Source organism: Companilactobacillus nodensis DSM 19682 = JCM 14932 = NBRC 107160 (assembly GCF_000615905.1).
Lineage (GTDB): Bacteria > Bacillota > Bacilli > Lactobacillales > Lactobacillaceae > Companilactobacillus > Companilactobacillus nodensis.
In genome coordinates, this window is the sequence record NZ_BAMN01000008.1 from 22,564 (window position 1) to 38,942 (window position 16,379).

The following is a 16,379-nucleotide window of genomic DNA, read 5'->3' on the forward strand; positions in this document are numbered from 1 at the left end:
ATATTTCATTCAACCACGGGTTCATGGGGGATCATCATGTGGTCGCTCGCACTGAGTATTTTGTGCTTAGGCGTTGTGCTGCAATTAGAAGTATTTAGTTTTAGTATACTTCCATTTTTAGCGTGGATTTTAGGAATCGTTCTCGTAATTTATATTATAACTAATTCATGGGTAAAATTTGATAACGGTTCAATTATTATCAAAGAACCTAACTATTACAAAGCCAGAGTTTTCAAACAGTCTGACGTGAAGTTGAAAAACGATAGTAAATGGACACTCGAGTTCATTTTTGAGAATCATGATTATTTTCCATTAAAGATTACTTCAACCAAGAAGATTTTGAACAGTATTAAGAAAGAAGCGGGTGATGCAGATGTCATTTCCAAGTGATATTGAGATAGCTCAGATCAATGAGCATGACAAAATGAAAAACATTAATGAAATTGCCGCAAAATTAGGTCTGACCTCAGACGATGTAGAGCAATACGGTCATTTCAAAGCTAAGATTGCTTCTAGTGGTATTCGTAAAGCAATGAAAAATGATGATGGTAAGCTGATTTTGGTAACTTCGATCAATCCAACTCCAGCTGGAGAAGGTAAATCAACTTTAGCAATTGGTTTGGCAGATTCACTGCAAGCAATTGGTAAAAAATCTATTTTGGCTTTACGTGAGCCTTCCCTTGGTCCAGTTATGGGGATGAAGGGTGGAGCTACTGGTGGTGGCTATGCCAAGTAGTGCCGATGGAAGATATAAATCTTCACTTTACTGGTGATATGCATGCCTTGACTAGTGCTACTAATACATTGGCAGCCTTGATCGATAATCATTTACACCAAGGTAACCAATTAAATATCGATCCTCGCCGTATTATTTGGAAGCGTGCCTTGGATATTAACGATCGTGCTTTGCGTAATATTACTATCGGACTAGGTGGTCCCGCTAATTCGATCCCTCGTCAGGATCATTTTGAAATTACAGTTGCTAGTGAATTAATGGCTGTTTTGTGTTTGTCACAAGATCTGGACGACTTAAAGGAACGTATTGCCAACATTCTGATCGCCTATACATATGATAAGAAACCTATTTATGTTCGTGATCTGCATGTCGAAGGTGCAATAACGATGTTGCTGAAGGATGCTTTGAAACCCAACTTGGTTCAAACACTTGAGAATACACCAGCTATTATTCATGGTGGACCTTTCGCTAATATTGCCCATGGATGTAACAGTATCTTGGCTACTAAGTTAGCAATGAAGCTTGGTGATTATACAATTACTGAAGCAGGCTTTGGTGCTGATCTCGGTGGTGAGAAGTTCATGGATATCGTTGCTCCAAAGCTTGATCATGCTCCAAATGCTATTGTTATCGTGGCAACGATTCGAGCTTTAAAATACAATGGTGGTCAGGCATTGAAGAATCTTGAAAACGAAGATCTAAATGCTTTGAATCTTGGATTCAAAAATCTTAAGCGTCACGTACAGAATATGCGTTACTATCATGTTCCTGTAGTTGTTGCAATCAATAAGTTCGCTACTGATACTGATAATGAAATCAAGTTGCTGGAGACACTGTGTGATGAGTTAGGTGTTGAAGTGCAAGTTGCTGATATTCATCATCATGGTAGCAAAGGCGGTATTGAGTTAGCCAAGATGGTTGTTAAAGCTGCTGATAAGGATGCCAATTACACGAGATTATATGAAGACGCTCAACCAACGATTGAAAAAATCGATACGATTGCTTCTGAAATTTATGGAGCAAACAATGTTGGGTACAGTCCCAAGGCACAACGTCAGTTACAAACACTCAAGGATAACGTTTGGGATGATCTACCGGTCTGTATCGCTAAGACACAGTATTCACTAAGCGATGATCCTAAAAAATTAGGTAGTCCAAGAGACTTTACTTTACATGTCAAAGAACTCGTTCCTAAGTTAGGCGCCGGATTCATCGTTGTATTGACTGGAAGTATTTTGACGATGCCCGGATTACCAAAAGAACCAGCCGCATTAAACATGGATGTTGATAATGATGGCAGAATAAGCGGGCTGTTCTAGTGCCAGTCGTGTATGTCGTACTATTCGTCGCACTGATTGCCGGTGATCAAGCATTGAAGTATTATGTTGCTACCAACATCCCTACAATGAGCTTTCACGAATTTATACCCGGTATTTTGTCTTTGACACACATTACAAATACCGGTGCAGCGTGGAGTATGTTAGAAGGAAAAATGATTTTCTTCTATATTGTTACCATTGTGGCGGTAATCATTTTACTTTATTTGTTTGTTAAATCTGATAAAAAAGATTATATTTATCGCTTTTCTCTGTTATTCTTATTAGCTGGAACTATTGGAAATGCAATCGATCGTTTTACACGTCACTTTGTGGTTGATATGTTTAGTTTCGATTTCATAAATTTTCCAATTTTTAATTTAGCTGATACTTATATTACGATTGGCGTGATATTAATAATTATTTCCTTGATATTTATGACGGAAGGTGAAAAAAATAGCAAATGATCCCATACATTTAGTTTTCGACGGAGAAAAGAAGACTAGATTAGATAGTTTTGTGAATGATAGTTTAGAAGACTTAACTCGTTCACAAATTCAAAAGTTTATTAAAGATAGTAACATTTTGGTTAATGGCGAACCTGCTGCCAAAACAGGAATGAAATTAACTTCAGGAGACAAGATCGATATTACAATTCCTGAGGAAGAACCGATCGAAGCCATTCCACAAGATATTCCAATTGATGTTGTTTATGAAGATTCAGATGTGCTTGTTGTGAATAAGCCTCAAGGGATGGTCGTCCATCCCGCTGCTGGCCATCGTGACGGTACTTTGGTCAACGCTGTTCTCTATCATAGCAAGATCAATGACGACGACATGATTCGTCCAGGTATCGTTCATCGTATCGACAAGGATACTTCTGGTTTATTGATGATTGCTAAGAATAACTTAGCTAAACAGTCACTGATGGAACAATTGAAGGCTAAGACGAACTTGCGTGAATATCTCGCAATCGTTCATGGTAACTTCGAAGAGGTCAATGGTAAGATCAATGCACCACTTGGACGTTCAAAAATCGACCGCAAGAAACAAGCATTTGTTGATGACGGACGTCACGCAGTCACACACTTTACTGTTTTGGAACAATTTGAAAATTATTCGCTGCTCAAATTAAAATTGGAAACAGGACGTACTCATCAGATTAGAGTACATATGCAATATATCGGCCATCCAGTGGCTGGTGATCCATTGTATGGTCCTAAGAATACTTTAGCTGGTAATGGACAATTCCTTCATGCACAGACACTGGGATTTGAACATCCTCGAACACACAAGTGGATGGAATTTTCTGTTGAACCTCCAAAGATCTTTCAAGAAACATTAGAAAAATTGCGGACTAATCAGCTTTGACATTGTACTCTGGTCTAAATTTAGTTAGAATCTAGTACAGTGAGAAATAAATTAAGGCACTCACGTCGTGAGTGCCTTTTTTAAAGAAGAGGAGAAAGTTGTAATGGCTAAAGAGATAATTGACGGACAAACTATGACACGAGCATTGACTCGCATTACATATGAAATTATCGAACGAAATAAGGGAATTGATGATTTGGTATTAGTAGGGATCAAAACACGCGGTGTTTACGTCGCACACCGAATCGAATCACGTCTGAAGCAATTGGAAAACATCAGCATTCCTGTCGCTGAATTAGACATTACTCCGTATCGTGACGATGTGACACATGAAGAAAAGAACCCGGCTGATGTAGTGCCACAGCCATTAGGTGTTGACATCAACAATAAGCACGTTATCTTAACTGATGATGTCTTGTATACTGGTAGAACTATCCGTGCTGCCATGGATGCCTTGATGACCGTTGGACGTCCTAAGAAGATTTCTCTGGCTGTATTGGTCGATCGTGGACATCGTGAGTTACCAATTCGTGCTGATTTTGTTGGTAAAAATATCCCTACTTCTCAAAAAGAAAAGATCAAGGTTTCTATGAAGGAAATCGATGGTGAGGATAAAATCGAAATCGAGTAATCATCCAATTTGATTTATGGAATGATTTTTTAGGAGTTGCTTTTAATGAAGCGTTATTTAATTTTAGAAGACGGAACAGTTTTTCCAGGTGTAGGTTTTGGATCAAGTATTATTACAACTGGACAATTAGTAATTTCAAACAATCGTACCGGTATCGAACAATCAGTGACGGACCCCGACGCTGAAGGCCAGATACTGGCTTTTGCGATACCATCGATCGGTAGCTCAGGAATAAATCGTGATTTTTATGAATCCATCAATTCTCAATGCAAAGGTGTCGTCATTGGTTCATCAAGTCCATCGACAATTGATGGTTCGATTTCTTTTGGTGACTGGATCGCTAGTTTAGGAATTCCCGGTATTAAGAACGTCGATGTCCGAGAACTATCCAAGCACATTGCTGAACACGGTGAGATGAAGGCTAGTATTATGGACACGCATGATGAGCATGCTATTGACCAGATCAAAGCGTTAGTCTTGCCTCCAGATTTGGTTAAGCGCGTTTCAACTCGACAATCATATCCAAATCCTAATATGGGGATCAAAATTGTGGTTGTGGATCTGGGATTGAAGTATTCAATTTTGCGTCAATTATCATATCGTGATTGTAATTCCGTTATTGTGAACTACAACGCCACACCAGAAGAAATCGAAAATCTACATCCAGATGGAATTATTTTTTCAAATGGTCCAGGATCTCCGAGTGATATCCCGCAGACTATTAAAACAATCAAAGCACTACAAAAGAAATATCCAATTCTCGGTATTGGTTTAGGAAATCTGTTAATAGCATTAGCCAATGATTGCAAGATCATCAAGCTGGCACAGCCACATCATGAATCATCTCTAGCAGTTAAAGAAGTCGCCAGTGGTAAGATCGATTTTGTTAACCACAATCATTCTTATACCATCGATCAAAAATATATTGGCTCGTCTGATTTCATCGTGACTAATATCTGCGTTGCTGACGGAAGCATTGAAGGTATTCGACACGAATACTTACCGATCATGTGTGTCTTGTTTGAGCCAGAGGCTGCACCTGGACCTAATGATGGATATTATGTATTCGATGAATTCTTAGATTTGATCGATTCAATTAAGTTTCAAGATGATGGAGGTGTTGATCAGTGGTAGAAAGTGAACCACACAGTATATTAGTCATTGGTCCGACGACCAGTGATAAGAATGTCGATTTGTCGACAGCAATGTATGATACAGTCGAAATTTTACATCAATTGGGATATAAGACTTCTGTCATCGTTGAAGATCCAACATCGTTACTTTCTTCTGGGAAATACTTCGACCGTATCGTAGTTGCTCGAGTTACTGGTGAACATGTATTGCAATACGTACATGAATATCATCCAGATGCAATTTTACCAACGGTTGGTGATCGCAATGCCTTAGGAATCGTCTCAAGCTTGAATGGTAAAATTGGTAGTGTGAAAATATTAGGTTCAAATTACATGGCTTCCTTAGCAACATTCAAACGTGAGCTATTTATTCAGAAGTTAACCGAGAGCCAGTTACCAGTGATCAATTTTGTTTCGTCAGATGATGAAAAAGAAATCTATAGTTTTATTCGTTCAATTGGGTTTCCAATTATTGCAAGAAGACGTTATTCTAATCGTCACTCGAGTGGTTGGACTAACATCAACAACTTGTTTGAACTCGACAACTTCATGGCATTGGAAGATATTGAAGATTCTCGAATTGAGATCGAACGTAGTATTCGTGGGTTCAGTGAATATTCATTTACCGTTGTTCGTGACAAGTTTGATAATTCAGCTTTGATTGGAACGATCGAGGATATTGAACCTATTGGTATTCACCATTTGGATTCCAATTTGATTTCACCAGCGATATCTTTGAATGATTCCAAGTTACAAAAGATGCGCACAGCTTCATTGAAGCTCGCACAGGCTTTCGATATTGTTGGAGTCTGTACCGTCCACTTCGCTTATAATCACAAGACTAATGAATACTTCATTACCGAGTTCATTCCTCGCTTAAGTGAAGAGACAAAGTTCTTGGAATACGCGACAAGTTATCCGATTGCTACAGCGGTCGTTGAGTTAAGTTTGGGTTACCACTTGGACAAACTACAACTAGATGGTGGACGCGGCTTTAACGGTGCGTCTGAACCATTTGTAGACCACATAACATCACGTTTCCCTCAATGGTCAGCTAAGGGACAAAAGTACTTAGGACCAAGTAAGACGTCTGATTCAAGTATTGTCGTTAATGGTTTCAGTATTGAGGAAGTCTTCAACAAGGGTGCTTTGAATGATAAGTTGAATCATAATGTAGAGCGCCGTGAGCAATTAAGCAAGTTAGATGATGATCAGTTATTTGAAAAAATCATTCACCCAACTAACTGGATGCTGGATGTTTTAATAGAGGCTTTGAGACGTAAGTTTGAAATGCCGGTATTGTCAGAAATAACTGGTATCAATATGCCTTACTTGACTGTGCTAAAGAATCTACTTGATATTAGTAACTTGATTGATGGTGATGAAGTAAGTACTGACAACATTGAACGCTTGGTTGAAATGGGTGTAAAAGGCGTTGGTCAAAGCGAGTTGTTACTAGATAGCGACGACGTTGTTACGAAAACAGTCGTTAAGAGTAAACGTTCGATCACTGTCTCGAATCGAAATTATAATAATCAAAACTTTTTCGTTACTGCGGGTATCAAAAGTGACCTGAAGTTAAGTGATAAGAATAAAATCATTGTTAGATCACCGATTATTACCTCTAAGACGGATATTATGGTTCGCCAGTTTGTCCTCATGCAGTTGGTTCAATCAATTGCTCAGAATGGACTGGAAGCTATTGTCATCGGACGTGAGCCATGGACAGCACCGTTGTCTTCTAGAGAAAAGGTTATTGAGATAGATGATCCGTACATGGAGATGAAGTCACTTGATTTAATACCTGAGGAAAGTATTTTTAAAGTGATTGATTTTTCGAAGCACCTGAATGAAGATGACCAAGTTGATAATGTTTTTCAGATTAATGCTAAGCAATTGAAGAACGTTGAGATGCCTGGAGAGATTTCTCTTCGAGCAATGGTTGTGACTGACGGTAATAATTACTTAGTTCCGTCGGTTATTTATCGTCAAGAAAGTGATGGACATTCGTTTGAGATCAGCTCGTACAATAACTTCTTACCGGTTGCGGATAGAAGTGCTATTTCCAAGTTGATTGAACAAGAGTTAGAAGATAATAATGAAGTGAATGTCTTTAACTTCGAATTCGTTAGAAGTAATGATCATTGGGTCGTTACTAAGTCGTTTGAAGGGATGACTGATGATATCATTCGCCATGAGCTGGCAAGTTCAGTCCATGTGATCGATACGTTGGTCAAACTGATTCTTGGTAATAAGATTGAAGATAATAAGACTCTTGAAGAGATTTTCAATAATCAGGACAATCGTTATTTGTTGACGGTCGATGATAAGAGATATAATTTACTGGATTTTGAAAGTACCAAAGAGCAACTTGCAAAATTGCTCAAATAAAAAAAGAAGATTAGCCAAAGGGCTAGTCTTCTTTTAGTTTGTTCACTAAATCTCTGTCAGGATCGACAAGGATCGTTTTTTGACCCTCGAAAATAACGAAACCAGGTTTAGCACCATTAGGTTTACGAATATTTCTGATTTGGAGATAATCAACGGGAACCTTTGATGATTCACGTGCCTTAGAATAGTATGCAGCAATTGTTGCGGTCTCAGTGATTGACTGTTCGTCAGGATCACTAGTCTTCAGAATAACGTGTGAACCAGGGATGTCTTTAACGTGGAACCAGTAATGGTTCTTCTGTGATAGTTTCATAGTTAATTGATCATTCTCAAGGTTGTTCTTACCAACAACTATCTCAGTGCCATTAGTTGTCTTGAAAGGTTCACCGATCTTCTTCTTACGTTTCTTACGACCGTTCTTTTTGCGTTTCTTGATATATCCAGAGTCGATCAGTTCTTCAATAATTCCATCAACATCTTCAATATCAACGTATTCTAGGGATGCTAGAACAGACTCAAGGTAGTTGATCTCATTAGTAGTAATCTCTAGTTGTTCATTGATATGTGGGATGGAATTTTGTAACTTACGATATTTTTTATAGTATCTTTGTGCATTATCTGAAGGTGACAGCTCAGGATTCAGCTTAATGGTTACTTCCTCATTGTTGTAGTAGTTAGTCAATGTAACTGACTTAGAACCACGTTCAACTTGTGACATGTAAGTTGTTAAGAGTTCGCCATAAAGTTTGTATTCACTCATGATGTTAGTTTGTTCAAGTTGCTTGTTTAACTTTTTGACTTTTGACTTATCCTTTTTGAGGATTATGTCTAATCTATTAGTTATTGATTTGGTCTGCTGCTCAATACGATCGATTCTTGCACGATCAATATAATAACTATCCAACAGGTCACTTAGGGTAGGGTAGGTATTAACCACTTCGGATGTATTAGGGAAGAGGATAGGCATGTAGCCTAGCTTCTTGTTGGAATTCATCTTGGCTGTGTTTGGGTGAATATCATCGTAGTGATTGATGAACTCAGGGATGCTGTCAGACTTTGCCATTTCATTGGAAGTATCGATTCCAATACCTTCAAACTTCTGTCTGATATCCTTGGCGTCATTCAAACCTGAGAATTCAGAATCAGCAGCAGTGAAGGGATTAATTTTATTTTGTGCAGGTGGCAATTTATAATCATCACCTGGTAGCAATCCACGGAAACTATTGTTTTCTGGAGAAACTCGCTTAATTAGATCGACGATTTTCCCAGTTTCTTTGTTGATCAAGAAAATATTACTGTGACGAGCCATGATTTCAGTTGTTAATGTAAATTCATGAATATCTCCTAGTTCGTTTTTGGCACTTAAGTCAATCATCACAACACGGTCATTGTTCAACTGACGAATATCTTGAACAATGGCACTAGTAATATATTTTCTCAGTGACATTACAAAAGTAGAAGGTTTTGCTGGATTAGCAAATGGTTGCTTAGTGATTTGTACACGAGCGTAGCTGGGGTGTGCCGAAAGTAATAGTTGCTGATTCTTACGATTACTTCTGACAGTCAGTATTAGTTCGTTGGCAAAAGGTTGTTGAATCTTTGCAATTCGTCCACCCTTTAGATTTTGATTTAATTCGTTTACCATTGCATGGGTAAACATTCCATCAAATGACATATGTATGATCCTTTCTTATCTTGCAAATAAATGTAAGACTATTGTATAATTTCTGAAACAAATTTTGATTTTTTCATCGTAGTAAAAATTTCCCGAATGAATATGATATAATCAAAAGGTTATACAATCATTATACGTAAACAAACAAGGAATTGATAAATTTATGAAAATAGCCATTGTAACAGACAGTACATCATACTTACCACAAGAAATAGTCGATAAATATAATAATATAACAGTCGTACCGATCGAAGTAGTATTTGATAATAAAACTTATCGTGAAGATATTGATATTACTACATCAGAGTTCTATGAATTACTTCAAAATTCACCAGAACTACCATCAACTGCTCAACCTTCGATTGGTGAGATGATGAAATTGTACGATAACTTGGCTAAAGAAGGCTATGATACCGTAATTTCTATACATTTAGCAAGTACTATCTCCGGATTTGTTAATAATCTTAAGACAGCAGCCAAAACAATTGAAGACATTGACGTTGCCGTATACGACTCATGGATAACTGTACGCCTTATGGGCTACATGGTTCAAGAAGCAGCACGTATGGCACAAGATAACAAGACAAAGCAACAAATAATCGACCGCCTTGATATTTTGCGTAATTCTATGGGTGAATCGTTCGTTGTTAATGATCTTAAGAATCTTGTTAAAGGTGGTCGTCTTTCGAACACCTCTGCAGTCATCGGTACAATGTTGAATATTAAGCCTCTACTTGAGTTTGATGATAAATCACACAAGATAGTTGCCTATGACAAAGTTCGTTCCCTTAAAAAGGCTAAACTAAAAGCCGAAGAAAAGCTACAACGAGCCATTCAAAAGTCAAAAGAACCTCTTAGATTGTTAGTTATTGATGCTGACGACAGAAGATCTGGAGATGAATGGGCGGAACAACTACAGGTTGAATATCCTGACCTAACTATTGACCGATCATACTTTGGTCCAGTTATCGGTGCCCATCTTGGTAAAGATGCTCTGGCCATTGCCTGGATGCGTGATTTTGACAAATCTTAATTATAAAGGCCGTAAGGCTTTTTTATTTTATCCCAATGTTTTAAAATAATAGTATTAATTAAGTCTTTATTTAATTTTTATTTAGGGTAAAATTTAGTTTAGCTATACATGAAGAAAAGGGGATTATTATGTTTTCTAACACGAAAAAAGTAGCCTTACTTTTAGCAACAGGTGTATTGTTAAGTACTAGTTTCGGTGGCACCGTTGCATTGGCTGATACAACCTCAACCGATACAAATAGTGACACGACAGTATCTACCGCAACTAATAGTCAAAATGACAGTGATAATCAAGTTGTCAAAGATACTAATACAAATAGCACTGCAAACAGTAATACATCTACTTCTACAGCAAGTTCGACCGCTGCATCAACTAATGGATCTGCTACTGTTCAATCGGTTCAAGATATTGACCTTTCAGCTGTTAAAAGTGCCATGTTGACTGAACTTAATAGTTTACGTGCACAAAACGGCTTGAATGCATTGGCTTCAGTTGATGTTTTGAACACATACGCACAGACGAGAACTGATAGCTTCACTTCTTCAGGTGTTGATGATCACGCTGGTTGGAATTCAGCTAACATGTATCCATATTATTTGGATGCTGAAGAGAATATTGCTCAAATGCCATTTACTATGCTTGGCACTACTGATCCAACCGTAATTGCTCAAAAGATTACTGCAGAATTCTATAGTGAGAATTATGATCCACAACCAAATTATGGTCACCGTAAGAATATGCTTAATCCATATATCAATTTCGTTGGTATTGGTGTAAGTGTTGGTTCTAATGGTATGGTTTACTTCTCACAAGAAATGGGAAATGATGCTGAAGCACACAGCAGATATGCTGCCAGTGACTTATACAGTTATTACCTAACTAATGAGAATGACTACGCTAATGTGTCACAATACAACCTAGTTGATTCTAAGCGTAAGAGTGCCGACTACAAGGCTAGAGATGGTTACGTAGTTGCTGACTTACGTGGTGGTGTGACTACTAAGAGTACTCCAGTTTCTGTATATGATAGATATGGTCAAAAGACAGATTTAACACTCGCTGAGAATACATCTTGGGCATCAGATATTATTGCAATTATGGACAATACTTTTTATTACCATGTCAGCAATAATGGATTCGTACTTGCCGATGATGTAACACCTTGGGCAAGCTTCTTAGCTGGTACCGTAGTAACTACTACTGATAATGCTATGATTTATAGTGATAATGGTACAGCAACAGGTACAAGAGTTCCTACAGGTACAATGTGGAAGACAGATAGACGTTCAACGAATTCTAACACAGGCGTTAAAATGTATCGTATCGGTACTAACGCATGGTTGTTGAAGACCGATTTAACGGGTGCTTAGGATTTTACTCAACATTTGAATATTATTGAGAGATGTCTAAATAGACATCTCTTTTTTTATGGGGAAAAAGGGGAAACATATATGAATAACGATGATGAATTTTTTACCTTCATTAAAACTACGGTTAGGCTCGCTAGAGCAATTCAATCGGAAATGTATGTAGGAGCAAAGAATCAATACATAACTAAGCTGGAGGCCGATATATTAATGGTTATATGGGTGTCTGAGGGACATCAGTCAACACCGTCAACAATAATGGACTTTTTAAAAATCACGAAATCACAGTTGAGTAGATCACTATCGGCATTATGGGGGAAAGGCTTTATCGAAAAAAACAGAAATTCAAAGAATAAAAAGTTCTTGATCGTTACACTAACAAACGATGGGAAGAAATTAGTTGTACGTAATGCTGAGAATATTAAGTCAGCAATGCAAGATGAAATTGAAAAATTGTCTAGCAACGAACGTAAAATTTTAAATGAAATTATTAGTTTTTGATTCAGTTATAATATATGTTTTACGAAAACATAGCCAAAAGTAACAAAAAAAAACTAATACACCAAAACCGAGCAAAACGCAAAAAATAATCCAAATAATTCAAAAGAGTTTTTATTCCAGCAAAAGTAGTTATTAAACACGTAACCCAAGTTCACCCGTTGCTAAAGTGGAAAAACAATAAAACAGATGATCGAGGATTGTACAACGTATAGATCCCGAAACTACAACACCTCAAAGAATAAGACCAATAAAACTATCAAGTCCACAGATCAAAAACACATGCTTTAAATTCCAAGAAGTTCCGGCAGCATGCAAGTTAAGATTAGCAATCAGGATTTGAATTTACGTGACCACGTTTATTCAATTGCCACAAGTCACAAGTTTAAGATGAATAGAATCTTACGCAACATAAGAAAATATATTGCTGGATCTGAAACTTTAAAACTCATTCTTAATAGAACGTTCAATAGTTATTAATATAATTAGCAATTTAGTTTTTTTAGTACAATTATGATAAACAACAAAAAGAACCCAAATCTCAAAATTACACAATAATTAAGAGAGGAGAGTTCTTTTTTGATGATTAACTAGAATATTAAATCTAAGGTTACATAATATATATTATGCGAAGTGCTATTTTAAGAGTAGCAAAACGCATACTACTCAAAGTTCATCAATTGTTTATAGAATTTCATTGCTTGCGACTTATAATCATGCATCTTCATATATTTCTTCAACTCAGGTTGATTGTGCGTGTATGCAATTCCTTCAGTGAATAGCTTCTTATACAACTCAATGTACGGCAGATTCATATTTTTAGCTAACTCTAATTCATGATCGACATCATATGCGATCTTTTTAAACTCTATATCCGCATAACCATACTCATCAACATCAATAATTGCATACTGAGCACGTCTGTCAGGTCTAAACTTAATTCGTTCAGTATATGGTTGTCCAATTGACCCTGGGTTTATGACTAGTTGATCCTTGCTGCTGGTACGCATTATCTGGTGATGTGTATGACCGTATACAGCCAAGTCATAGTCTATATCACCGAACAGGTCGTCAAAATGCGCCTGTGATTGATATGGCAGCAATTCATGTCCAAAATTACGCTCTTTGGTATTGTGAGTCAAAAGAATCTTGCTGCCATTAATATCTACGGATTTATATATTTGGGCATTCTTCAATCTCTCAAGATATTCAGGTTTGGTCTTGTTTAGAGTATACTTCATTAACATTAGTATATAAGGTGTTACAGGGTCCTTTAGGTCACGTTCAGTGAGTTTGCTGACGTCCTCAAACAAGAAATTATCCCAGTTACCACGTAGCAATATAGTGGTATTCACTGAATCGAGCATTTCAAATAGTTCATTTGTACCAGGACCTGGCATTAGAAGATCTCCAAGGTACCATGATTCTTCAATTTTTTCCTTTTTTAAATCGTCCACGACTGCTCGTAGAGCAGTAATATCTCCGTGAACGTCTGATAATAGTGCGATTCTAGTCATTTTTTCATCTCATTTCACTTAAAAGTATAGAGGTCGTCGAACGTTTGGTCAATTGTGGTTGATTTTGTTTCTTATGTTTTCGTAAAACATTTAATTTTACAAATTATACAAAAAATCGGCTTTTAAATCAAAAAATAAGAGATTCTTAAATCTCTTATTTCGATTAATTTTTAACTTCATCTTGTTCATTTTTATAAGTTTTGATCAATTCAATAAATCGTTCACCATATCGTTCAAGCTTGGCATTACCAACTCCGTTAACTGCTAAGAACTCATTTGCATTCTCAGGCATTTTCTGTGACATATCACGTAGTGACTTATCAGAGAAGATAACAAATGGTGGCAGATCTTGTGCATGAGCAATATCCAAACGTAATCTTCTAAGACGTTCGAATAATTTCTCATCATATGTGCCGTCATTAGCAATTTCTTTAACTTGATCAACACGAATCGTAACGGTTTTACGTGCCACTGTTGCCTGTCCCTTGAGGACTTGGGCACCCTTTTTAGTTAACCTCAGCAATGGATATTGGCCACTGGTAGTTATCAAGTAGCCGTTAGCTGTTAAATATTCAATAAACTCATTGATTGACTTCAACGTCCAATCATGCAATATACCAAACGTCGATAATTTACCGAAATTACGCCAATCACTTGCCACATCAGCCTTCCCAGCTAACACTCTTCCTACTGTCTTCTTACCATACTTCTGTTCCATTCTAACAACACAGCTTAATACCTTCTGTGAATCGTCAGTCACATCAGTTGTTTCACGATTATCTAGACAGTTAGAACAATGGCCACAATTTTCTTCGGTTATTTCTCCAAAATATCGCAGAATATAACGCATTAGACATACTTCAGTCATTGCGTATTGATTCATTTCACGTAATTTTTCCGACAAACTCCGTTTGTAGTCATCGTCTGCTTCAGACTGCTCAATGAAGAACCTATGCAATCGTAAATCCGCTGGTGTATATAGCAAAATAGCTTCTGCTGGCAGTCCATCACGCCCTGCCCTACCCACTTCTTGGTAGTAACTCTCAATTGTCCCCGGAATCGTAAAATGAATGACATAGCGAACATTGGTCTTATTGATACCCATTCCAAATGCATTCGTTGCAACAATCACATTGACTTCATCAAATAAGAAGTCTTCCTGCTGCTGATGACGTTCTTCATCATCTAATCCAGCGTGGTAACGGCCAGCTTTGATGCCGTGTTCATTTAAATATTCATAAATAGCATCAACATCTTTACGACGGCCAGCATAAATAATTCCCGATTCATTCTTGTGTGACTTCACATAATTCAGAACATAGGGAAGCTTACTGACACCACGTTCGATTTTTAGAGCAATATTATCTCTAGCAAAACCAGTTTTGACAATATTATCATCTGGAATATCCAGAATCTTCACCAAGTCATCTTGAACACGACTTGTAGCAGTTGCAGTTAATGCCAACCACGCTGGTTGACTAGGCAATTGATTCAATGGGTCAATAATATTCAGATAACTAGGCCGAAAGTCATGGCCCCACGATGACAAAACATGCGCTTCATCAATAGCTACTAAGTCGATTGGTAATTGACACAGCCAACTGTAGAACTCTGGATTCTCAATTCGTTCTGGAGCAGCATACAAAAGTTTAACCGCACCAGACTCAATATATCGCATGCGTTCTTCTTGATCCCGATAATCGAGGTACTGTTAATAAAAGTGGCCGGTATATTCATTTCATTCAAACTATCAACTTGATCCTTCATCAATGAGATTAGAGGACTAACGACTAATGTTAATCCTGAAAACATGATTGCTGGAAGTTGATAGCAGACTGACTTACCGCCACCTGTTGGCATAATTCCTAGTGTTCGATCACCATTTAATACGTGATTAATTATTTTTCGTTGTCCTGGGCGAAAATGATCATACCCGAAGACATCTTTCAAAACTGACTGCGAATCCAATTTGAATGCTCCTCAATTAAAAAGTACATTTACTAGCATATCACGATATTGCATACCCGCAAACTAAGAAATATTATTTTGAAATCGAACGAATAACAGCAGACTCAATTCTCATGAGGTTTTGATCAATTTTCTCATCAGAAGTGCCTGGTAACAGCTTTTGAGTTTGAATGAAATAGAAAATCAATTGACTAGCAATCGTACGTAATACGAATAACAAATCAATATCATCCCTTAACTGACCAGTCTCTTGCATCCCTTTCCAGATTACATCAACGAACTGACCTTTCTTCTCATTCACAAATTCTAGTGCCATTTCCTTAATATCGTCATTTATCAGCAATTCTGAAATAAGAATCATAACTGCACTTTTATTGTTAACCAAGAAGTTAAATCTATCTCGGATAATGAAATGTATCATCTGTTCCAAGGTCGCGCTATGATCAGAGACATCGTTAATAAACTTACCACCGTATTCGGGCAAGAGATGTTTAATGACTGGCTCAATGATAGACTTGAGCAAAATATCCTTAGTCTTAAAATACTTAAAAATAGTCGCCTGACTCATCCCTGATTCCGTAGCAATTTCTGCCGTCGATGTACCATCATAACCTCGTTCAGCAAACAGTTTGATGGCGGCCTTCAATACATTACGCTTGCCATTTGGCATTTTACTATGTTCGATCCAATCATTAAGATCCTTAAATACTATATCTTCACTCATCCTAATTAACCTTCCTGTA

12 protein-coding genes and 2 pseudogenes are annotated in these 16,379 nt (G+C 37.3%); 10 read left to right on the top strand and 4 right to left on the bottom strand.

Annotated elements, in window-relative coordinates; genetic code table 11:
* The first annotated feature begins 36 nt into the window (after positions 1 to 36).
* From JCM14932_RS14885 to JCM14932_RS14895, 7 genes and pseudogenes are all read left to right on the top strand, one after another.
* Positions 37 to 390: an EbsA family protein gene (locus JCM14932_RS14885; RefSeq protein WP_235700555.1), complete on the top strand. Its 354-nt coding sequence runs from the start codon at positions 37 to 39 to the stop codon at positions 388 to 390.
* Positions 374 to 2,055 (top strand): annotated as a pseudogene (locus tag JCM14932_RS14890) (formate--tetrahydrofolate ligase). The gene JCM14932_RS14885 and the pseudogene JCM14932_RS14890 overlap by 17 nt, the downstream one beginning before the upstream one ends.
* On the top strand, positions 2,055 to 2,519 hold the full coding sequence (gene lspA / locus JCM14932_RS07200) for a signal peptidase II (RefSeq protein ID WP_025024291.1): 465 nt from the start codon (positions 2,055 to 2,057) through the stop codon (positions 2,517 to 2,519). The pseudogene JCM14932_RS14890 and the gene lspA overlap by 1 nt, the downstream one beginning before the upstream one ends.
* Positions 2,500 to 3,423, top strand: coding sequence for an RluA family pseudouridine synthase (locus tag JCM14932_RS07205; protein WP_025024292.1), 924 nt, complete (start codon positions 2,500 to 2,502; stop codon positions 3,421 to 3,423). Before lspA ends, JCM14932_RS07205 begins: the two co-directional genes overlap by 20 nt.
* Positions 3,424 to 3,526: 103 nt before the next feature.
* Positions 3,527 to 4,054: a bifunctional pyr operon transcriptional regulator/uracil phosphoribosyltransferase PyrR gene (gene pyrR, locus JCM14932_RS07210; RefSeq protein WP_025024293.1), complete on the top strand. Its 528-nt coding sequence runs from the start codon at positions 3,527 to 3,529 to the stop codon at positions 4,052 to 4,054.
* Positions 4,055 to 4,099: 45 nt separating this feature from the next.
* A complete protein-coding gene (locus tag JCM14932_RS07215) occupies positions 4,100 to 5,188 on the top strand; it encodes a carbamoyl phosphate synthase small subunit (RefSeq protein WP_025024294.1) in 1,089 nt (362 codons plus the stop codon).
* On the top strand, positions 5,182 to 7,578 hold the full coding sequence (locus tag JCM14932_RS14895; RefSeq protein ID WP_034542821.1) for an ATP-binding protein: 2,397 nt from the start codon (positions 5,182 to 5,184) through the stop codon (positions 7,576 to 7,578). The genes JCM14932_RS07215 and JCM14932_RS14895 overlap by 7 nt, the downstream gene beginning before the upstream one ends.
* Before the next feature lie 22 nt (positions 7,579 to 7,600).
* Here JCM14932_RS14895 and JCM14932_RS07225 read toward each other — a convergent pair whose 3' ends face one another.
* Complete coding sequence (locus JCM14932_RS07225) at positions 7,601 to 9,253, bottom strand: Rqc2 family fibronectin-binding protein (protein WP_025024295.1); 1,653 nt, start codon at positions 9,251 to 9,253, stop codon at positions 7,601 to 7,603.
* Between the two features lie 163 nt (positions 9,254 to 9,416).
* Between JCM14932_RS07225 and JCM14932_RS07230 the strand changes: the two genes are divergently transcribed.
* From JCM14932_RS07230 to JCM14932_RS07240, 3 genes are all read left to right on the top strand, one after another.
* Entirely contained in the window at positions 9,417 to 10,286 is an 870-nt protein-coding gene (locus JCM14932_RS07230; protein WP_025024296.1) for a DegV family protein, read from the top strand.
* A gap of 128 nt (positions 10,287 to 10,414) precedes the next feature.
* Positions 10,415 to 11,656, top strand: a complete 1,242-nt coding sequence (locus JCM14932_RS07235; RefSeq protein ID WP_025024297.1) for a CAP domain-containing protein — start codon at positions 10,415 to 10,417, stop codon at positions 11,654 to 11,656.
* An 81-nt stretch (positions 11,657 to 11,737) separates the two neighbouring features.
* The gene (locus JCM14932_RS07240; RefSeq protein ID WP_025024298.1) at positions 11,738 to 12,154 is read left to right on the top strand and encodes a MarR family winged helix-turn-helix transcriptional regulator; all 417 of its coding nucleotides are present in this window, start codon (positions 11,738 to 11,740) and stop codon (positions 12,152 to 12,154) included.
* A gap of 659 nt (positions 12,155 to 12,813) precedes the next feature.
* On the opposite strand, the gene JCM14932_RS07250 is transcribed toward JCM14932_RS07240, so the two are convergent.
* The 3 genes and pseudogenes from JCM14932_RS07250 to JCM14932_RS07260 all read right to left on the bottom strand — a co-directional run bounded on the left by JCM14932_RS07250 (position 12,814) and on the right by JCM14932_RS07260 (position 16,360).
* Positions 12,814 to 13,668: a metallophosphoesterase family protein gene (locus JCM14932_RS07250; protein ID WP_025024299.1), complete on the bottom strand. Its 855-nt coding sequence runs from the start codon at positions 13,666 to 13,668 to the stop codon at positions 12,814 to 12,816.
* A gap of 163 nt (positions 13,669 to 13,831) precedes the next feature.
* Positions 13,832 to 15,528, bottom strand: a pseudogene (recQ, locus tag JCM14932_RS14900) (DNA helicase RecQ).
* Positions 15,529 to 15,709: 181 nt separating this feature from the next.
* Positions 15,710 to 16,360, bottom strand: coding sequence for a TetR/AcrR family transcriptional regulator (locus tag JCM14932_RS07260; RefSeq protein WP_025024300.1), 651 nt, complete (start codon positions 16,358 to 16,360; stop codon positions 15,710 to 15,712).
* Positions 16,361 to 16,379 lie beyond the last annotated feature (19 nt).